The following is a 19,078-nucleotide window of genomic DNA, read 5'->3' as shown; positions in this document are numbered from 1 at the left end:
CCAATGCAATCCGCGCATCACATACCACCCTCATCGACGGCGATCCCGCGCGCCAATGCGCAGCCGAAACCGTCGTACCCCATGTTGTTGCCGTTATAGAACATGTACGTTACGTCCCCTGCCGTAATTAACGCGGGATAGCACAGGGTCTGCGAATCCCAACCGCTTTCCGAAAGCGATATTCCCAATTCTTCGTCATGTCGAATCCAGTTCACGCCGTCTTCGGATCTGGCCAGGCCTGGGAAATAAGAGCCCGAAATCGTCCCCTTCGTGTAATACATGAAGTACTGACCGCCGATGCGGTAGACCCGAGGGCGGCCGATACGGTACTCATCGTCGCGCACGTCGACACACAGCGTCCCTTGCCTCGGGATATCGAGGAGATCGTCCGCTTCGACATACCGAATGTGGTACTGCGGAAAGGGCTTGTTGCCGATCATCTCCCAGTCGTCCCCGCTCGCGTACCAGAGCCGCCAGCGACCATTCTCGAAACGGGCAGAGTGGATTGCCCCAATTGTCGACTGGCCTTTGCCCCGGTCCAGGATCGGCGACTCCGACAAGCGTGTGAAAGAATGCCCGCCATCGGTCGAACGTGCCACGCCGCTGAATGCCAGGAACTTGGCCTTCGCCACCAGCTGAAACCCGACGTAGAACATATAAATTCCGCCGGGACCGTGGACCACGTCGCCAAGGATCACGCCGTTATCGTCGAAACAGCCATCGCGGCCGACATCGAGCACCGGCTTGTCCGAGACCTTCAACACCTTCGTCGGGTCCGATGCGGCAACGTCGACGTAGCCGATACGACTCACCCCGCTCTCATCCCGGAACCCCGCATATACACGGATCGTATTACTGTCGATCAAGAACGGCGTCGGGGTGAGCGCCGAATTGTTCATCCACGGCCGACCTTGTGTGGCCGTGTGAAACACGGCCCCCAATTTTTCCCAATGAATCGTCATTCGCATCGTGTCGCTATTGTGGTGTTTGCACAAATTTGCCCGCTTGACGGGGCATCACGTCTGTCTATAGCTCGACTTCCGTTGCAAGCTTTCCAGGAACGGGTTTGGACGCTGAAGCCACGTAGATCCGATTCGCCTCGGTGTCTTTTGTAATCAACGCCCCCGACCCGATAACACAATGATCGGCAACCTTGACGTGATCGTTGAACGTGCTATTCACACCCAGGAAGCAAGATTCGCCAATCTCACAGTAACCGGAAATCACCACGTGCGACGAAATGAAAACATGATCTTTAATAGTCGTTCTGTGGCCTACGTGATTCCCGCTCCAGAGAATACAGTTGTTGCCAACCGTCACGAACGGCTGGATGACATTGTTTTCGAAGATGAAGGTGTTTTCCCCGATGACAGCATTACGCCACACGAATGCCCGCGAACTGACGTAAGTGGCAAAACGGTACCCCTTGCTCTTCGCATCCAGATAAAAACGGGTACGCAGGGCATTCAGCTGCGAAGACGGAATGGCAACGTACAACATGTAGTCCGAGGAAGGATAGAGTTCCGGCAGATCCTCATAAGCCACGACCGGCTTGCCGTTTAGCTCCGGTTGCTGGATATAGCTGCGCTCGACGCAGAAAGCCACCACATCGTAATCCGAGTCATGCGTGAAATATTCATAGGCAATTTCTGCCATTTCACCTGCGCCAATCAATACCAGCTTCGTACCCATATCTCAGTCCCCTTCGAATAACGGTATCGCCGGGTCCAGTTGTCCTCGAACCGCGTCGACCTGCATGCGCAAACGAAGTCAGACTATAGCCTCAATGCCAGGGTGCGTACCAGCCAGGCGTGACGGGACGCCGACACGACACGCTCAATTGTGACGAAGGAGACGTTCGCGACGGCTTCCCTGCAATCGGCCACGGGAAGACTGGCCAGAAACTTCGCATCGAAGTGGTTGGGGAACTGAAAATTGGTTAGGCGGGCGTTTGATACTTGAACGCCCACGTGACGGCGACAGCGGGCGGCGGCCAGTGGCTGATCCCCCCGACTCAGCCCCGAACTTCCGAAATCGACCCTGAACCGTCTTTCAGACCGGGGCAACATGAAGGGCAGCTTCTGCGGGTACAACTGCCCACTGCATCTTCCCGGATTTTGGGGCGCACGATCAGCCTGGTCGGGAACTTCGCGATCTACCCGGCATGGTATCTCCCCGTTTTCTCGACGTGATTTAAACAGGTGTTGGCGACACACCGACGCATACAAAATACTTACAACATGGCATATAGTTGACTTGTCATCTTAATGTTCGGGTTGGACGTTTGCAGCGCCTGCGAATCCCGCTATCAGCGCCAACCGCCGTGTCGATACAAGCTGCCGTACCGGGAAACAGGAATTGCCGGCGGAAGTCGCACTAACACGCAAATCCCTTCGCATCGTCGTCAAATTTTCAGAGCGAATCCGTATTGCATCCGCTTTCGGGGCACGCAGCAACAGGTCAAATGACCATGAGAACGTTCTTCCGTCGCAGCCCCCCGAAGGTTGGACCGCACCAGTCAAAGTTTTCCCGCTCCTGGCTTGGCTTTGCACAACCCGTCCTGGTGCTGCTGGTCATCCTCAACATACTGACCAACGTCGCACAGGACTGGTGGGGGTTCAACAAGCTGAATCAAGACACCGCGCAGACGCTTGACAGCCGCGTTTCAGTCCTGGCGGGACGCATCGAGGATCGCGTCAAGACAATGGACGTGATCAGCCTTGCGGTCAGCGATGCTCTGGACGGCGGCCGCGCCAATGACGAAACACTCGAAAGCATCACTGTGCGTCATCAGCCCCTGCTGGGCAGTGTGGCCATCGCGGTGCTCGATCCGGCAGGGCACCTGCGTGCGGCTTCACAGCCGCTCAACGGCATCTACGTCCCCTGGCTGGCCGGGATCCAGCAGCAAGGGTGCGCGAGTTTGTCCACGGGGAAAACCTGGCTGGCCCCCTTCGGCCAGGACTACGGCATCATGCTGGCACAGCCTCACTTCGACAGGGCCGGGCGAGTGGACGCCTGCATCGTGATCGCAATCCCGCAGCGCCAGAACATCCTGCAGGGGGCGACGCTGCCAATCGGCACAGTCGCCCTGCTGCGTAACGCTGACAATCAGGTCATCGCTCGTTATCCGTCCCTGTCGACGCTGTCGTTCGGTCAGACATACACATGGAAGCGCTTCGAGCGTGCAGGACCGACGCCGGGTTCCTACTATCTACACTCGCCCGTGGACGGGATTGACCGCCTGGGAACGTCCCGCACGATCAACCTGACTCGCGCCGGAGAGCACTGGACACTCAAACTGAGTGTCGCAACCAGCGTCTACCGTGCGTCGTGGTGGTCCAATGTGTATTTCGATGTGGCGGGCGCGCTGATCGAAAGTGCGCTGCTCGTGGCGGGCCTGGTGCTGCTGCGCCGCGAAAGCCGCCTGAACCGGCAGGTTGCGGAGTCCGCCCGCGTGGTATCCGCCGTTGTTGAGCACACGCCGAATGCCGTGGCACTGGTCGATCAACACACAGGGAAGATCAAGCAAGGCAACGCGAGACTGAACGCAGTGTTTAGCGCAATGGCCAGTGCCGGGGAATCGATTGAGCAACTCTTTGCCAGTCCAGCCGACTGGGCGGCTGTGCGGGACGGGAAACGTACCGAACCGTGCGCGATGCTCGCACGAAGCGGTCCGGTGCACATGCTCGTACGGTGCACCCGCCTCGGTGAATCGGCAGGCGACACCGACGACCCCTTACTGGTCTTACTGGTCGATGTCGACGAGCAGTACCGGAAAATGAGCCAGCTGCGCTCGGAGGCTGATTTCGATCCATTGACCGGGCTTGCCAACCGCCGACACTTCGAGCACGTGGCCGCGCAGGCCGTGGCGCTGGCGCAGCTGCATGATACTCAGGTCGCAGTGCTCGGTCTGGACCTCGACCACTTCAAGCGGGTGAACGACACGTGGGGGCATGACGCAGGCGACCGGGTGCTTGAGCTAGTCGCGCGGCTGTTCAAGGCGTCGTTGCGCGATCATGACTTGCCCGCGCGCATGGGTGGCGAGGAGTTCGCGGCGATCCTTCCTGGCGCTAACGCGGAACAGGCGCATACCGTGGCGGAGCGCATTCGTGTGGCGGTCCAGGGTACGCCGGTTGTGCTCGAAGACGGACAGGTCGTGCATATCACCGTGAGCATCGGTGCAGCCATGTACCGTCCAGGGGAAGCTGACCTGCAGGAAACCCTGAAGCGAGCCGATGCCGCGTTGTACCGGGCCAAACAGTCGGGGCGCAACCGAATCGAGATGGACGTGCATGACGACGGGACCGGGGGCCCACAGGACGGCGGCGAGGACCGCCATGCCGCTGTAACTGCCGCGGCTGATGTATGAAGCTCAAGCACGGCTTGCGCTCAAGCTCAATCAACCAACGGCACTTTTCTTCGTAAATGACTCGGCGTAACAGCGCGAGCCAGCTTCTGGTCCGTACGGATGGCATACCACACTGATCGCGCAAACGCCGGTCGGCGGTACACGACAACTGCATCTCCGTACGTGAAAAATGACAAACGTCGGTTGTCCTCTGAAGAGCCGACGTTCGAATGTCTCATCAAGCGCACGGACGAACGTCGGGAGTTGGCCCACCACTGCCCGATGTGGTCGGCCGCAGCCGCCCCAAAGCAGTAGTCCACGGTGAAACGATCAAATGACGGCGTTCGTGTGAGAAGCGGACACATTGGCCAGAGACGAACTCGAACGGACGCTACGCGCGATTTCAACGTCCGTTCGGACCAACTATGGGTACGGATGCTGGACTGCGCGGCCATGGGGCTCGTGATTCACGCGCAGCGCGCTTTCGGCTGCCCTCCAGCTTATGCCCTCAGCAAGGTCTTGGGCTCCAGATACGCGCTCATGCCCCATTTGCCCATTTCGCGGCCAAGCCCCGAATGCTTGAAACCACCGAACGGCGCGCGTGGCTCATGCGCGAGCGTATTGATCAGCACCCGGCCTGAATCGATCTGACGCGCCACGCGCTCGCAACGCTCGACATCCTGACCCAGCACCATCGCGTTCAGACCGTAGCGCGTGTCGTTGGCAATCGCGATCGCATCAGCCTCATCCTCGTAGGCAATCACGGTGAGCACCGGACCGAAGATTTCCTCGCGCGCAATGCGCATCTGGTTGGTGGCGTTCGTGAAGATCGTCGGCTTGACGAACCAGCCAGCCTGCAATCCATCCGGTCGGCCTTCGCCGCCTGCGAGCACGGTCGCGCCTTCGTCAATGCCGATACGAATATAGTTCTGCACGCGTTCCCATTGCTTCGCACTGACCATCGGGCCGATAGCGGTCTCCGGATCGCGCGGATCACCGGACTTGAACTGCGTGATCGCCTCTTTGGCGACCTGCTCGAATTCGGCGAGGCGGCCGCGCGGCACCAGAATGCGGGTGCCGGCGATACAGGCCTGACCGCTGTTCATGAAGCCGGCATTCAGCACCAGCGGCATGATGCTGGCGAAATCGGCATCGTCGAGCACCAGGGTCGGCGACTTGCCACCGAGTTCCAGCGTGACGCGCTTCATGGTCGCCGCACCGGTCGTCACCAGATGCTGGCCGACCGCGGACGAACCCGTGAACGAGATCTTGGCGACATCCGGATGGCGCGCGATCTCCTCGCCGACCACGTCGCCGCGACCATTGACGATATTGAATACCCCCTTGGGCAGGCCAGCCTTGTGCAGCGCCTCGATCACGATCTGCGTCTGCAGGGCGCTCATCTCGCTGGGCTTGATGACGGCAGTGCAACCGGCTGCCAGCGCGGCGGAAAGCTTGTTGCAGATAAAGCCCGCATTGCTGTTCCACGGCGTGATCAGGCCGGCCACACCCACCGGTGTCAGGACCACGCGCGCGATCCCGACCTGCTCCTCGAATTCGAAGGATTCCAGCGTCTCGATGGCCTGGGCAATCACCTCAGCCGGGAAGCTCGCCATCCAGCGTCCGCGTACCGCGGGCGCACCGTACTCCTTCACGATCGCTTCCATCAGATCATCCTCGCGCGCGGCGATGGCCTGATGCATACGCCGCAAGGCCGCCAAACGTTCCTCGCGCGTGGTGCGTGACCAGGCCGGCAGGGCGGCCCTGGCGGCTGCGATGGCGCGCTGCGCGTCGTGTGAATCGCCAAGCCGCACCTGACCAATGACTTCCTCGGTGCTCGGGTTGTAAAGATCGAACCACTCCTCGCCGTGCGGCGTCACGAATTCGCCGTCGATATAGATATGTTCAATGCGCTGCATGTCGACTCCTTTGAGGGGGATCCGCGTATGCCCGTCAGCAGGCGGTGCGTGACCTTGAGTGGTGATGGAAAGTAGTCTACGGAGGGTTTATTGTTCTGATAAGCCACCTTATGACGTACGATATATACCGAAAATCAGGACAATCAAATGCATCGCACAGGAATGACGGAGCTTGAAGTGGTGCTGGCCGTCGCGCGTCGCAGCAGTTTCCGTGGCGCGGCGCAGGAGCTCGGCATGTCCACCACGGCGGTGAGCAGCGCCGTGGCCGGGCTGGAGGCACGCCTGAAGGTGCGCCTGTTCAACCGTTCGACACGCAGCGTCGCGCTGACCGATGCGGGGCAGCGCTATGTGGAGCGAATCGCGCCTGCGCTGGACGAAATCCGCAGTGCCGGCGAAGAAGCGGGCAGCGGACCTGATACGCCGAGCGGCACGCTAAGGATCAATGCACCGCAAGGCACTGCGCTTTTGCTGATGGAATCCGTGCTCAGCCAGTACGCGCTGCGTTACCCGCAGGTGCGAGTCGATATCGTGAGTGAGTCGCGTCTGATTGATATTGTCGCCGAGGGCTTCGACGCGGGGATCCGCCTGGCCGAGTCGGTGCCGCAGGACATGATTGCGGTGCGGCTGACCGGCGATTTCCGCATGCTGGTGGTGGCAACGCCCGAATATCTGAAGCGTCATGGCACGCCCGAACATCCGCGCGATCTGCTTGGGCATCAGAGCATCGGCATGCGCATGTCGCACGGTGGCATCTACCATTGGGAACTGGAGCGCGACGGCGAGAAGCTGCAGATGGATTTGCCGGTGCGCATGGCGTTCAATGAGCTGCCGGCCATCAAGGAGGCGGTGCTGCAGGGGCTCGGGATCGGCTTTATCACCGAATGGTTTATCGGGCGGGAGCTGGCTTCAGGCGCGCTGACGCCGGTACTGACGCCGTGGTGTCAGCCGTTTGGCGGATTGCGGCTTTACTATCCGGGACATCGCTTCGTACCCGCGCGTGTGCGTGCACTGATCGAACTGGTTCACGAATTGCGTCCTGCGGGGGCAGTGCGCACGCAGGAAATGCGCTGACCATGCAAATTGGCTGCAGCAATTTTCTGCAGCACATTGAAGGGCGTAGCCCGCGGCTGCTGCCGCCACGCTGCGCCGAGGAGACCGCCGTCTCTCCAATGAGAGTGCTTAACCGACGTGGCAAACGGTTTTCATATGCAACTCGATTGCGTAGCAGCATTCCGGCTGCCGCAGACGCCTTAATGTCCGGTCGATGCTCGCGGTGAATGACGCGTGATGACCGCACTCGGTCCGGTGCACCGGATTCGGTTCGTCGGTCGCGCAACATGTACGGTGGATCCGGAGGTCGGGCGACATCGATCGTGTCTTCACGCGAATTGGACTACGCCGCGTCCACATGCTTGCTGCAACTGGGCATCTGTATCAAGATCAAGTCGCCGCCTCAGAGACAAGCGACTCCCATGACAGACGATCCTGATCTCGATCCCGCTTCGGATCCCGACAAACTGAAGGGTCCCGGCGGAATGACGCTGCGGCAGATTCACGAACAAGTGCAGAAGTCCGTCCAGCGCGACCGCGAAGCGCAGGCTGCGCACAACTCACCCGCTCCGCCGCAAAACCGGTGGCAGCGGTGGGTGCGCTACGTATGGGGCCGCAGCGGACGACGCTAGCCGCGAATTGATAAGAGCGTGCCGGCCAGCGGCTGCGCTTCGGGGATCGACCGTTCGCGACGGCGGATTCAACCGGCGGCAACCTGCCAAACGCTACAGACCTCCAGACAGCTCGCCCGACGCACATTCAACGGCGCTCGGTAACCGGCCCCTCGGCATTCACCCGCCCGACGGCACCGGCGGGACCGTCGACGGTGATCGGGCCATCCACTTCCAGATCGCCGTGCACGATCAGCGGGCCATGCACAGTAAGCGGGCCATCGAACGTGTTTCCTCCCCTGCGCCGGCGTACGGCAGGATCGTTGGGCGGGATCCGTTCGATCCAGTCCGCCGTGATCGGCCCGCGGGCGTAGATGTCACCGGCGACTGTCAGCGAGCCATCGACGGTCAACGGCCCGCGGACGACGGCCGATCCGTCGATGCTGAGTGGACCCGTGGTAACGGGCTGGGCGTACGCCGACGGGAAAAAGACGGAGGACGCCAGCAGAACCGCGCTTGCCGCGGTGCCCCGCGTCAGCATCGAGGTAATGCTCATTCCGAGCCTCGCAATGAAGCGTTTCATGTTGCCTCCTCGGGACGTCGGGATCGAATAACGCCAGGCCGCCAGACCCCATCATTTGCCAGGACGGATGATCGCCACCGCAAGGCCCGCCCCGGCGAACGCGCACGCGGCGGACACCAGCGCAACGGCGCGCAGCGCGTCGACGATGGCGTCGGTTTCTGCGCGAGCCTCGGGTGTCTGAGGCAGCGTATGCGCGTCTCCCGATGCGGCCGCGGTTTGCGCGACCGGTTCGAGTAACCGTCCGCTTCGACGTACTTCCTGCGGCACGTGCAATTTATCGAGCCGCGCCGCCAGCGCCGCGTGGTGTGACCAGACGAACACGATGCCGAGCACCGCAATCGCAAGCAGGTTCGCCACGCGTGCAACAGCATTGTTGATGCCAGAAGCGACGCCCGCGCGGTCGCCCGGAACCGAGCCCATCACGGCTGTGGTGAGCGGTGCGACGGTGATTGTCATGCCGAGCCCGAGCACGGCGAGCGCAGGGAAGAAACCTGTCCAATAGCCGCCGCGAACGAACGGCAGCGCCAGCATCGCGAACCCGACTCCGGCGACGGCGGGCCCTGCAATCAGCAGCGTCCGCGAACCACAGCGGCTCGTCAGACCGCCGGTGAAGCGCGACAGCAAGCCGATCATGACCGGCATCGGCAGCAGCGCCGCACCCGCTTCGGTCGCGGTGTAGCCATGCGCGCGGATCAGCGTGAACGGCAGGAAGAACAACGCGCCGCCCAAGCCGAAGTAAAGCAGGAACGTAACGAGATTGGCCCCCGTGAAATCGCGCGAAGCAAACACGTCGAGCGGCATCATCGGATTGTGGCTCTTCGCTTCGACGATCACGAACACGGCTAGCACCAGCACGCCGGCGCCGATCGCGCCAAGTACGAGTGGATGGTCGAACCCGCGCGCCGACGCCTCCGTCAGCCCATAGGTGAATGCGCCTAGTCCGGTCGCTGCGACCGCCGCGCCGAACCAGTCCAGGTGTTGCGGCGCATCGGGCCTGTGGCTGTTGGGCACCGACGACATCGCCAGGGCGATCGTCACGATCGCAAGCGGACCATTGAGAAAGAAGATCGCGCGCCAGGAAAACGAGTCGGCGAGCCAGCCGCCTGCCACCGGCCCCACCGCCGACGTGATCGCGCCAACTCCCGCCCAGGTGCCGATTGCCCGTCCGCGTGCCTCCCCTTCGAACACGGCGCCGATGATTGCGAGGCCGCTCGGGACGAGCAGCGCCGCGCCAATGCCCTGAACCGCACGTGCAGCGATGAGCGAACTCACATTCGGCGCGAGTCCACATGCGGCCGACGCCAGCGCGAAGAGCCCGATGCCTGCGACGAACACCGTGCGGCGGCCTAGCTTGTCGCCCATAGACCCGCCCACCAGTACCAGCGACCCGAGAAAGAGCAGGTACGCGTTGACGACCCATTGCATTGCCGCCACGCTTGCGCCGAGCTCACGCTGAATAGACGGCAGCGCGACATTGACGGCGGAGCCGTCGATGAAAGTCATGCTCGAGCCGAGGATCGTAGCGGCCAATGCGAGACGCTTGCGTTGGCACGGCCGGCCGGCCTCGGCGGGCTGCGCGCGAACGACCAGTTCGTCGCACGGCCCGGCCTGCGCGGCGACGGCGTGCGCTGCGTCGCGTTGATTGTCGAGAGGGGCTGGCATCGGAAAGGCCCGTCGAATCACCAGGAAAGTATTCGATGAAAAATGATACTTCACGGCAAGCCGTACAGGCCGGGGTGGTCAGTCCTTCGGAATGCTTCGCTATACGCCAATTTTTAAGGAAGGGGCGTTACCTCGCACCAAGCCGGACATTCTCCTGCTCCAGCTGCTTCAGGTGCCTGACGTCCACCACATCCACGCCGCCAAAAGTACCGGGACCGGTTGCAGATCGTCTGATCGCTTACCGCGTGCTTCTTTGACACCTCCGCGACCGACGTCTTGTCCCCCTCGCGCAGTATCGTGACCGTCTGCTCTTCCGTGAACCGGCCCTTCTTCATGGCTCCCATTTCTTCGTCGGAAGCCATTCGCTCGAGTTTCAACGTGTCCGGGAATCGCCAGGCAGGTCACAAGCAACTAAACCTTGCGTGACCGCAATCTCAATTTACTTCTCCCCTCATTCGAGCGTCGTCTCTTATGTATGCTTGCGCTGCACATCGGGAGCAGATCCGCGTTAGCGTGTTTGGGCGTGGTTCACCCCGCTCCACATAGATATCCTCCTGGCCATTCCTTGCAGCCCGCAGCGACAAATCGTAGCGGTGCCATCCCTTCTTACCGCGCGCCAAAAAATCCAGATGAAGACCGAAAATTTCATTCCCGGCAAAGATGCCTCTCTTGAATCGACCATCGAAACCATGCGGACGAAGCTGGCGGCACGCGGCTTCCGGCTCAACGAATCCTCTTTGCAGAATGAAGTCGACGGGATCTGGTCCATCCACATGAAGGACAACGATTGCCCGATGCTGTTTTCGAACGGAAAAGGCGCAACCGAACTTGCGGCACGCGCCAGCGCATATGGTGAGTTTTTCGAACGCTTGAGTACACATTATTACTGGACGCATTTTTATCTTGGGGAAACGCGCGCCAAGCGTCCGTTCGTGCACTATCCGCAAGAGCGCTGGTTTGCGCCGACGGCAGACGGCCTCTGGCCGGCTGAAATCCTCAACCCGGAGCTGCACGCCTTTTACAACCCGGAAGGCGAAATCGACGGCACGGTGCTGGTTGACCTCAATTCAGGCGATGTAGAGCGCGGCATCTGCACTTTGCCCTATACCCGTCTGCGCGACGGCGCGCAGACCTTCATCCCGGTCAATATCATCGGCAACCTCTACGTCAGCAACGGCATGGCGGCCGGCAATACGATGATGGAAGCACGTACCCAGGCCCTGTCCGAAATCTTCGAACGGCACATCAAGTATCGCGTCATCAGTGAAGGACTGTGTCTGCCCGAAGTGCCTGATGAAGTGATCGCGCGCTACCCGAACATCTGCAACGGCATCGCCGGACTGCGCAAGGCGGGATTCGGTATCCTGGTGAAAGACGCGTCGCTCGGCGGACGCTATCCCGTCATGAATGTGACCCTCGTGCATCCAGGAGACCAGGGCGTATTCGCTAGTTTTGGCGCGCATCCGCGTTTCGAGATTGCGCTGGAGCGGGCGATGACCGAATTGCTGCAGGGGCGTGCACTCGACTCGCTGGAAGGTTTTGCGGAACCAAGCTTCGATATGAGTGAAGTCAATGCTGTCGCTAACCTGGAAATCCATTTTGTCGATTCTAGCGGCGTGGTCAGCTGGGACTTCATGGGCGATACGCCGGATTTCCCATTCACGGACTGGAACTTCAGCAGCACCACTGAGGAAGACTACCGCTGGCTGGTCGATTGCGTGCATCGCGAAGGCAAGGATATTTACGTATCTGACTTCACCGAACAAGGCGCCTATACCTGCCGCATCCTCGTGCCTGGCATGTCCGAGATCTACCCGGTGGAAGACCTGGAATGGGAGAACAACAGCATCGGCAATGAATTGCGTCCGAGGCTGGTGCGCCTGTCGGCGTTGACCCAGGAAGAGTGCGCGACCTTGCTGGCCGACCTGCAGACAATGAACCTGAACGATGAACGTCCGCTGTGGGAAATCCTCGGTCTCGCCATTCCGGCCGGCACGCCGTGGGCGCAACTTCGGATCGGTGAACTGAAAACGCTGCTGGCGCTGGCCGTCGGCGATGAGGATGCGATCATCGAAGGTTGCCAGTGGATTCACTACTTCAAGGACCTGCCCGCGTCGCGCCGCATGGTGTATCGATGCATCGAAAGCATGCTTAATGTCGAGGACGTGGCGAACTATCGTCGCTCGCTGGTGCTGTTGTATGGCGCCGAATCCGTCCGCCAGGCCGAGGCATTACTCGGTCGCAGTGAACGCTTCTTCGGATTGGACGAATTGGGCGCGGACATGCAGGGCAGCGCGATGCACCAGACGTTGCTGGCGGCGTACGACAAGCTGTTCGCCTGAGTTGCCTGAAGGGCTTTGTCGCGTAGTGGTCATGGGCCGCAACATTGGCAGGTGTCACAGCCCTTCAGAGGACTGCAGGCGGATTCTGGATGATGCCGGCGAAAACACACCAGGAGTTGAAGCGCGCGACAAGCTGCCGGCGATAAACCGAAGCGGTTAGCAGATGTCGCTTCGAGGCGAAGTGCTGACGGATCGGACCGAAGTTCATCAGGAAGGTCTGAGCTCGCTCCGGGTCGCGGAATCGGCGCATGCGCCGCTCGCGCTCGCGGGTCGGCTGGTGACTCTTCGCTGCGCGATCACGGGGATAACGGTGGCGGTAGTACAGAGGTCGGGACGCGTACATCCCGACAATTTGCCCGGCCAACGCTCCCCGCCCTTTCGCGCCAGTCCGCTTTAACGTGACAAAGTCCGGCCCACCCCGAAACGGTGGGTCAGAAGGCCAAGGCCGGTGAATCTATGGAACCAGGCGCGGCTCGGCGTGAAGCCACGCTACACCTGGAGCGATGCAGTCAGCCACGCGCTCCCTGCAATGCGTCGTAGAGCTCGGACATGGGCACATCACCGACCTCACTGTGCACGTACGCGGTGAACGTGCGGGCGTAAAGCGCGCGGCCGTCTGCGGTGTCCATCGTAAGGTCGAAGCCATGCATCACGAGATCGGCCACTTCGTCGGCCACGATCAAAACGTCCTCAGCTTTTTTCCGGTCCATCTTCGCTCTCCAGCAACAGCATGAGCATCAATTTTAGGGGATCCGCGAGAATATTGAAGAGCAAGGTGACCGCTCTCCCGTACACGGCGACCGATGTGTCGGCGGCAAACAGAAACTCGAGCGAGCAATGAGCGACACCTTCCTTTCAGCTGACGAAATGGCGGAACTCACCGGCATCCGGCAAGGTCGCCACGGCAAGACCGGAAAGAAGCTGCGGATAACTGACGCTCGTTTGCTCAACGAATCACGGTAGATCTAAAGCCTGACAGGCCTTAACCGGATGGCAATCGCTAACGGCACTCCAAAATGGCCACGCGCTACCTGATCTATATCAACTGGTCGTTTCGCTCGTCGACTGCCGCGACGCTGGGGATGAATCTCTCGGAGTGTTCGCACTGAACAAGTGTCTTTGAAAACTTGCGCTACGTGCCATAAATGCCAGCCCCACAACGGCAAGGCCAGCGAAGACCGTGGGCAACAGGAAGACATAAGGAAGACCCAGCATGGCGACACCCAGACCTGCCGCGCTGCCGCCCAGTGCCGAGGCAAGCGCGCTCGAACTCATGAAGATCGCGGACGCCGTCGCTACCGCATCGGGCAGCAGACGCTGAGCGACGATGATCCCCAACACCATGAAGATCCCCCACACACCGCCCATAAGGATCTGTCCGGCGAACATACCCACGGCCGACGGCCAGAGTGCAAAACACAGATTGGCAAGCCCCGCCAGGGCGGCCGCGAAACACATCAGCCACACATTGCCGAATTTCCGCCCGAGCCCGATGCTGAAAGGCATGATGAGCAGCTCGATAAATGGCTGTATCCCGATGACGGCCCCTCGGACCGGCGGACTCAGCTTGAGGTGCTCTTCCATATAAATCAGCAGGAATCCGTACTTTATTGGTTCTCCTGCGTAGACCAGAATGAAGAGGCCTGTGAACGCCAGCAACGGCCACATTGCGCGCAAGTTGGCATGATGAGCGGGCGCGCTGGCGGACTTCGGTTTGCCCACAGGTGGTGGCTTCAGTGTTCCGAGTGGGGCAATCTGCAAAAGCGTACAGATTGCTGTCATCCATAGCATGGGGCGCAATCCATAGATGGCGGCAATCCACGCGCCCGCGACCGGCCCTACGATCCAGCCGCCGGTCAGTGCCATACGAATGATGGCGACGACACTTTCGTTTGCATCCGCGGGCTTGCGGCCAAGTTCATCGTGGACAGCCGCAAAAATCTGCGAGGTCGACGCGCCAGAAATTGTCAGCAAAGCGACGCCAATAACAAAAGGCATCCAGACCGATGTGGAAAGCGCCAGCCCCGCCCAACCCGCAAAACCTGTCACAGCGCACACGCGAAACAGACCAAGGCGGTTCCCGGTGCGGTCAGAGTATCGGCCCACGAAAAAACCTGCCATCGGGGCCCCAAGACTGGTCAGGTAATACAGTCCCGCCAACGGCAACGGCGCACCAAGCTCTTTCGTCATGAACATCACGATCTGCGGCGCCGCGGCTGACGCGCCAAGCCCCGACAAAAACATTGCGATCGTGGCGCCTGGAAATAGCCTCGATGCCATCACCTGACGTAACGCGGATTTTCTGCCGTCTTCGTTGGACATAGCGACGGATTCACAATCGGTTTTAGGGGAAGTTACTAAACAAACTCCACCGCGAGAAAGAAATATATTCGCGGGTCGCCAGCAACCGGAATGACGTTCTGGCACATTCGCAGCGAATGGAAGCGCTTCCACTCAATGACGGATTATGCCGTAACAACGATTGAAGCGTACCAGGGGAAAATCGCAGATCTGGCGGACCTTGAGAGCCTGCCGCGAGCGCGCGGTCGCCGGTTGTTCGCTCGACCTCCGACGGTTACGAAACAATGGGGACCGGCTGCTCCTGGCCGAACCCGGAAGACCATCGAAAGCCGACGCGCGGAGCGATCGGCTTGAGTGCCGAAGTTCCGTCATCGACCCTAAGCAGCCTTTGTTAGCGTCGAATCGAACGACTGTTGCCCGACCGAAAGCGGCGTTAATTCGTAACGACTCAAGTCTTGCCGAGGTGCGATTTGCCCAGATCGCGTACAACCCAAATCAAAAATACCCAAAAATTCAGCAAAGGCGCTATCAAGTTTATCCCGCCACAGCCGTAGCTAGAAAGGCGGGACCATCTCACTCAAACGCAATGACTCGCTGATCGCGCGCTAATCGGGCCGCAGTCGATATCGGCACGACCAGTGTCGACTTGTGCCGGTTTGGGCCTAAGTACCTTCGCGCACCGCGATCAAACACATATCCGCATAACAACGCAATAAAGGGGGCCATTGATGTCAAGCAGGACTGTTGCGTGCGTGGCGTTAAGCTGCGTTCTCACTGCATGCGCGTCAGTCGACGCGGCCAGATATACGCCGTCTGTAGACAACCTCCAGACGCTGAAGTCGACGGGTACGGTCGAAGCACGCATCAAGCCGTTCGATGCGCCAAAGACCCGAGACAACCCCTACCCTGTCCAGCTGCGCGCCGCGCGCATGCGCTCACCGGTCGGCGACTCGTTTGGTATGTACTTGTCGAACGCGATGGAACAGGAATTCGCGGTCGCAGGCGACCTGTCACCGAACGCGAAGTTCGAAGTCAGCGGCGTGCTGCTCAAGAACGATATCGACGCATCGGGTCTGTCGCGCGGAGAAGCGACCATCTCGGCACGCTTCATCGTGCGTCGCGGCTCAGACACCGTCTACGACAGCGTTAAGACCGCGACGGGCAGCTGGAACTCCTCGTTTATGGGCGTCGTCGCCATCAACAATGCAACCGCTGCGTATCCACAGGTCGTTCAGACCTTGTTGGCGACACTCTACGCCGATCCAGTTTTCATGAAAGCTATTCATTAAAGGGGATTCACATGAACATTCGCCGATATATACGCGTTGCCACCCTGTGCATCGGGATCAGCCTTTTTGCGGGCTGCGCGCACAACATCACGATTGCGCCCGACGCGGCATCACTGACGCCCGCGAAGAAACCCGATCAAATCAGCGCGACCGTCGGCCTGGTGGTCACGAATGCAATGCGCACACAGGAAATCGTGACGCCCGGCGGCGGCGGCGACAAGGTCGCATACAAACCGTATCGCGATCTCGAGTTTCCGGTCTATCTCGCACTTTCACAGACGTTCAAGGATGTAGTGAAGCTCGACGAAGCGCCGACCGAAGCGGCTGCGCGCGCGAAAGGTCTGACGTACGTGATTACGCCGGAGATCACGACGACTTCGTCGTCGCCGAGCATTGTCACCTGGCCGCCGACCGACTTTCGCGTCACGTTGACATGCACGGTCGCCGATCCATCCGGCAAGGTTATTGCGAAGCCACAAGTCACCGGCAGCGGCCATGCCGAGTTCAACGAGTTCAAGCACAACTTCGGGTTATCGGCAGATCGAGCAACGATCGAGGCGGTCAGGAAGTTGCCCGATGCAATCGGGCAGGCGCTTGGGACGAGTACCGCGCAGAGCGGGATAGGAGCGCAGCAGGCGACGCATTGAACGAAAAGCAGACGTTCCGCGTGAACGCCCGAACGTCTGCTCCTCGCCGGACTCTGCCCCACGGGTCAAACCCGCACGTTCAGCGCCACGCGACTTGCTCGACAGACATATTCCCCCATAGCAAGCCGCGCCCAGCGCCGAATCCAGGAGCAGCTCTGCGAGAAGAAAATCACATCGGCCTACTTTCGGCGCGAACGTCCACGTGATCGACTTTCGCGTCGCGTATCCACGGTGGCGACGAGATGCTCGCGACCCTCCTCAAGAATCTCATCAGCGAGCGCCGGATCAACGTCAGCGATAGCCCGGGAAAGCAGCAACGTTCCGACCATCTGACTGAACAGAGTAATTGCCTTCCTGCGCCCCCCTTCGCTCGTCCCCTCCGCCTCTTCGATGACCTTGGCGAATTGTTCGAGGCTCGCCGCGAGCCCTTCTGCGTAAGAGCCGCGCGCCACGTCGCCGAGCCGTCGCGCGTCGCCCGCAAATGCCGACAGCGGACACCCCGCATCGATATTCGCGCGATGCTCGGGTGAGAGATACCACTCAATCCATTGCATGACCGGATTGACGTTAGCTGACCTGGCGTGTTCGATTTCAGCGGTAAACGTCTCGCCGCCCTCTACTATCGCCTTTTCCATCACTGCGGCAACCAGCGCGTCTTTGGATTTGAAGTGGTTGTAGAACCCCCCCTGTGTAAAACCCGCCGCCTTCATCAGTTCCGCCAGCCCCACCGCATCGACACCGCGCTCGCGAAACAACTTCTCGGCGGCTGCCACGATCGCGACCCGGTTTTCAGCCGCCTGCTGTCTGGAAACACCCACCACGCCTCCCTTCGGCCAACAACGGCCTAATAGACCCCATTGATAAATACAATGGTGATCACCATTGACATGACCTTGGGCGGCAACCACAATCCACCACAATGACAATGTCACTCAACATTGTCTTGAGTATAACCCGACGTTTCCCGGTGTCGGGGGGCGCGAGGGCTATCCGACGCGTCACGTCGTCACCTGAATCCTGAAAGAGGCTTGAACATGACGAAGACAACCCCCGAACAGAACAAGGCGCTGGTGCTCGAAGCGTTCGATACGCTGTTCAACAAGCGCGACTACGACGCAGCCGAGCGCTTCTGGTCCGACCGCTACATTCAGCACAGCGCCCACATTTCACCGGGACGCGACGGCCTGTTCGATCTCATCCGCACGCTGCCCGATACGTTGCGCTACGAGAACCAGTTGATCCTCGCCGAGGGCGACTATGTCATTGCACATGGGCGCTTCTCGGGACACGGAAGGCCTGCTGCGTGGATTGCAGCGGACATCGTCCGCTTCGAAAACGGCAAGCTCGCCGAGCACTGGGACGTCCTTCAGGACGAAGCAAAAGAAGCCGAATCCGCGAGCGGCCTGCCGATGTTCGGCGACAGCTTCCCTGCCTGATTACCGCAGCACAACCACGGCACAACTACCGCAACTTCAACTGGAAAGCGATCATGAAACTCACCGGAAACACGGTCTTTATCACGGGTGGCGGTTCGGGCATTGGCCGCGGGCTCGCCGAGGCACTCCACAAGCGTGGCAACAAGGTCATTATCAGCGGCCGCCGGCGTAGCCTTCTCAACGAAGTCGTAGCGGCGAATCCCGGCATGGCGGCAATCGAACTCGACATTGAGGACCCGGCCAGTATTGCCAGGGTCGCGGTGCAACTGATCGCGGACTATCCCGATCTCAACGTGCTGATCAACAACGCGGGAATCATGCAGCCTGATGAGGCGGACGGGCACATCGACGACGCGCAGATGGTCGCCCATATTACGACCAACCTCATGGGGCCGATCCGCATGACGTCGGCGCTGATCGACCACCTCAAGACCCGGGACGATGCTGTCGTTGCCTATACCAGTTCGATCCTGGCCTTCGTTCCGCTGGCGCCGACGGCAGTGTATTCGTCGACCAAGGCGGCACTGCATTCGTACATCCTTTCGCAACGATTCATGCTGCGCGATGCGAAGGTTCGCGTACTGGAGATTGCACCGCCCTGGGTGCGCACGGACCTCATGAACAGCCGTGAGGCCGAACAGGCGATGCCGCTTGACGCGTTCATCGAAGAAACGATCGCTGTTCTCGGAACGGATGCGGATGAGGTTCTGGTTGAACGTGCAAAGCAGTTCCGCGAGAACCCGGGGCTCAATGAACATGCGTTCGTCAACGGTTTTAATGCGCAGATGCTGGAAGTGTTCAGCGGATGAAGCATTGACAGGCACCGCAACGGTTGGCGCGACAGGGTCTCACAACACGTTTCGCCCGGGACAATCCTCGATGCCGGAAAC

General features: G+C 60.3%; 17 protein-coding genes and 2 pseudogenes. 9 read left to right on the top strand and 10 right to left on the bottom strand.

The features are described 5' to 3' along the window. Positions 1–17: 17 nt before the first annotated feature. Together D1Y85_RS14160 and D1Y85_RS14155 are read right to left on the bottom strand one after the other, a co-directional pair. A complete protein-coding gene (locus D1Y85_RS14160) occupies positions 18–962 on the bottom strand; it encodes a glycoside hydrolase family protein (RefSeq protein WP_124151683.1) in 945 nt (314 codons plus the stop codon). 64 nt (positions 963–1,026) lie between these two features. After that, positions 1,027–1,692 carry an acetyltransferase gene (locus tag D1Y85_RS14155; protein WP_124151682.1) on the bottom strand — a complete coding sequence of 222 codons (666 nt, stop codon included), beginning with the start codon at positions 1,690–1,692 and terminating at the stop codon, positions 1,027–1,029. Positions 1,693–2,470: 778 nt separating this feature from the next. On the opposite strand from D1Y85_RS14155, the gene D1Y85_RS14150 reads away from it, so the two are divergent. Next, a complete protein-coding gene (locus tag D1Y85_RS14150; RefSeq protein WP_185218987.1) occupies positions 2,471–4,369 on the top strand; it encodes a sensor domain-containing diguanylate cyclase in 1,899 nt (632 codons plus the stop codon). A 479-nt stretch (positions 4,370–4,848) separates the two neighbouring features. Here D1Y85_RS14150 and D1Y85_RS14145 read toward each other — a convergent pair whose 3' ends face one another. Continuing rightward, positions 4,849–6,267 carry an aldehyde dehydrogenase family protein gene (locus D1Y85_RS14145; protein ID WP_124151680.1) on the bottom strand — a complete coding sequence of 473 codons (1,419 nt, stop codon included), beginning with the start codon at positions 6,265–6,267 and terminating at the stop codon, positions 4,849–4,851. Between the two features lie 147 nt (positions 6,268–6,414). Here D1Y85_RS14145 and D1Y85_RS14140 point away from each other — a divergent pair, with 147 nt between their 5' ends. Then, a complete protein-coding gene (locus tag D1Y85_RS14140; RefSeq protein ID WP_185218986.1) occupies positions 6,415–7,338 on the top strand; it encodes a LysR family transcriptional regulator in 924 nt (307 codons plus the stop codon). Between the two features lie 401 nt (positions 7,339–7,739). Next, on the top strand, positions 7,740–7,949 hold the full coding sequence (locus D1Y85_RS14135) for a hypothetical protein (protein WP_124151679.1): 210 nt from the start codon (positions 7,740–7,742) through the stop codon (positions 7,947–7,949). 127 nt (positions 7,950–8,076) lie between these two features. Here D1Y85_RS14135 and D1Y85_RS14130 read toward each other — a convergent pair whose 3' ends face one another. From D1Y85_RS14130 to D1Y85_RS27585, 3 genes and pseudogenes are all read right to left on the bottom strand, one after another. Then, entirely contained in the window at positions 8,077–8,511 is a 435-nt protein-coding gene (locus tag D1Y85_RS14130) for a hypothetical protein (protein WP_124151678.1), read from the bottom strand. Between the two features lie 51 nt (positions 8,512–8,562). Beyond that, positions 8,563–10,173, bottom strand: coding sequence for an MFS transporter (locus tag D1Y85_RS14125; protein WP_124151677.1), 1,611 nt, complete (start codon positions 10,171–10,173; stop codon positions 8,563–8,565). 139 nt (positions 10,174–10,312) lie between these two features. Beyond that, a pseudogene (locus D1Y85_RS27585) lies at positions 10,313–10,508 on the bottom strand (transposase); the annotation flags it as partial. Positions 10,509–10,802: 294 nt separating this feature from the next. Between D1Y85_RS27585 and ycaO the strand changes: the two are divergent. Beyond that, positions 10,803–12,515: a 30S ribosomal protein S12 methylthiotransferase accessory factor YcaO gene (gene ycaO, locus D1Y85_RS14120; protein ID WP_124151676.1), complete on the top strand. Its 1,713-nt coding sequence runs from the start codon at positions 10,803–10,805 to the stop codon at positions 12,513–12,515. Between the two features lie 64 nt (positions 12,516–12,579). On the opposite strand, the pseudogene D1Y85_RS14115 reads toward ycaO, so the two are convergent. Next, positions 12,580–12,813 (bottom strand): annotated as a pseudogene (locus D1Y85_RS14115) (IS6 family transposase); the annotation flags it as partial. A gap of 211 nt (positions 12,814–13,024) precedes the next feature. Continuing rightward, positions 13,025–13,225: a hypothetical protein gene (locus tag D1Y85_RS14110; protein WP_124151675.1), complete on the bottom strand. Its 201-nt coding sequence runs from the start codon at positions 13,223–13,225 to the stop codon at positions 13,025–13,027. Between the two features lie 127 nt (positions 13,226–13,352). Here D1Y85_RS14110 and D1Y85_RS27935 point away from each other — a divergent pair, with 127 nt between their 5' ends. After that, complete coding sequence (locus tag D1Y85_RS27935; RefSeq protein ID WP_281278286.1) at positions 13,353–13,478, top strand: hypothetical protein; 126 nt, start codon at positions 13,353–13,355, stop codon at positions 13,476–13,478. Between the two features lie 78 nt (positions 13,479–13,556). Here D1Y85_RS27935 and D1Y85_RS14105 read toward each other — a convergent pair whose 3' ends face one another. Next, a complete protein-coding gene (locus tag D1Y85_RS14105; RefSeq protein ID WP_124151674.1) occupies positions 13,557–14,837 on the bottom strand; it encodes an MFS transporter in 1,281 nt (426 codons plus the stop codon). A gap of 707 nt (positions 14,838–15,544) precedes the next feature. Here D1Y85_RS14105 and D1Y85_RS14100 point away from each other — a divergent pair. Both D1Y85_RS14100 and D1Y85_RS14095 read left to right on the top strand, forming a co-directional pair. Next, the gene (locus D1Y85_RS14100) at positions 15,545–16,105 is read left to right on the top strand and encodes a hypothetical protein (RefSeq protein ID WP_124151673.1); all 561 of its coding nucleotides are present in this window, start codon (positions 15,545–15,547) and stop codon (positions 16,103–16,105) included. 11 nt (positions 16,106–16,116) lie between these two features. Continuing rightward, positions 16,117–16,752 carry an energy transducer TonB gene (locus D1Y85_RS14095; RefSeq protein ID WP_185218985.1) on the top strand — a complete coding sequence of 212 codons (636 nt, stop codon included), beginning with the start codon at positions 16,117–16,119 and terminating at the stop codon, positions 16,750–16,752. Between the two features lie 179 nt (positions 16,753–16,931). On the opposite strand, the gene D1Y85_RS14090 is transcribed toward D1Y85_RS14095, so the two are convergent. Further along, positions 16,932–17,570: a TetR/AcrR family transcriptional regulator gene (locus D1Y85_RS14090; protein ID WP_124151770.1), complete on the bottom strand. Its 639-nt coding sequence runs from the start codon at positions 17,568–17,570 to the stop codon at positions 16,932–16,934. A gap of 216 nt (positions 17,571–17,786) precedes the next feature. Here D1Y85_RS14090 and D1Y85_RS14085 point away from each other — a divergent pair, with 216 nt between their 5' ends. Together D1Y85_RS14085 and D1Y85_RS14080 are read left to right on the top strand one after the other, a co-directional pair. Then, the gene (locus D1Y85_RS14085) at positions 17,787–18,188 is read left to right on the top strand and encodes a nuclear transport factor 2 family protein (RefSeq protein ID WP_124151672.1); all 402 of its coding nucleotides are present in this window, start codon (positions 17,787–17,789) and stop codon (positions 18,186–18,188) included. Between the two features lie 53 nt (positions 18,189–18,241). Further along, the gene (locus D1Y85_RS14080) at positions 18,242–18,997 is read left to right on the top strand and encodes an SDR family oxidoreductase (RefSeq protein WP_124151671.1); all 756 of its coding nucleotides are present in this window, start codon (positions 18,242–18,244) and stop codon (positions 18,995–18,997) included. The last annotated feature ends 81 nt before the right edge of the window (positions 18,998–19,078 follow it).

It is taken from the genome of Paraburkholderia dinghuensis, from assembly GCF_003837865.1.
Lineage (GTDB): Bacteria > Pseudomonadota > Gammaproteobacteria > Burkholderiales > Burkholderiaceae > Paraburkholderia > Paraburkholderia dinghuensis.
Note: the sequence above shows the minus strand (reverse complement) of the source record. Positions and strands in the feature narration are given on the sequence as shown.

Coding starts and splice junctions, on each gene's coding strand:
- D1Y85_RS14160 (WP_124151683.1), bottom strand. CDS start 962: ATGACGATTCATTGGGAAAAATTGGGGGCCGTGTTTCACACGGCCACA.
- D1Y85_RS14155 (WP_124151682.1), bottom strand. CDS start 1,692: ATGGGTACGAAGCTGGTATTGATTGGCGCAGGTGAAATGGCAGAAATT.
- D1Y85_RS14150 (WP_185218987.1), top strand. CDS start 2,471: ATGAGAACGTTCTTCCGTCGCAGCCCCCCGAAGGTTGGACCGCACCAG.
- D1Y85_RS14145 (WP_124151680.1), bottom strand. CDS start 6,267: ATGCAGCGCATTGAACATATCTATATCGACGGCGAATTCGTGACGCCG.
- D1Y85_RS14140 (WP_185218986.1), top strand. CDS start 6,415: ATGCATCGCACAGGAATGACGGAGCTTGAAGTGGTGCTGGCCGTCGCG.
- D1Y85_RS14135 (WP_124151679.1), top strand. CDS start 7,740: ATGACAGACGATCCTGATCTCGATCCCGCTTCGGATCCCGACAAACTG.
- D1Y85_RS14130 (WP_124151678.1), bottom strand. CDS start 8,511: ATGAAACGCTTCATTGCGAGGCTCGGAATGAGCATTACCTCGATGCTG.
- D1Y85_RS14125 (WP_124151677.1), bottom strand. CDS start 10,173: ATGCCAGCCCCTCTCGACAATCAACGCGACGCAGCGCACGCCGTCGCC.
- ycaO (WP_124151676.1), top strand. CDS start 10,803: ATGAAGACCGAAAATTTCATTCCCGGCAAAGATGCCTCTCTTGAATCG.
- D1Y85_RS14110 (WP_124151675.1), bottom strand. CDS start 13,225: ATGGACCGGAAAAAAGCTGAGGACGTTTTGATCGTGGCCGACGAAGTG.
- D1Y85_RS27935 (WP_281278286.1), top strand. CDS start 13,353: ATGAGCGACACCTTCCTTTCAGCTGACGAAATGGCGGAACTCACCGGC.
- D1Y85_RS14105 (WP_124151674.1), bottom strand. CDS start 14,837: ATGTCCAACGAAGACGGCAGAAAATCCGCGTTACGTCAGGTGATGGCA.
- D1Y85_RS14100 (WP_124151673.1), top strand. CDS start 15,545: ATGTCAAGCAGGACTGTTGCGTGCGTGGCGTTAAGCTGCGTTCTCACT.
- D1Y85_RS14095 (WP_185218985.1), top strand. CDS start 16,117: ATGAACATTCGCCGATATATACGCGTTGCCACCCTGTGCATCGGGATC.
- D1Y85_RS14085 (WP_124151672.1), top strand. CDS start 17,787: ATGACGAAGACAACCCCCGAACAGAACAAGGCGCTGGTGCTCGAAGCG.
- D1Y85_RS14080 (WP_124151671.1), top strand. CDS start 18,242: ATGAAACTCACCGGAAACACGGTCTTTATCACGGGTGGCGGTTCGGGC.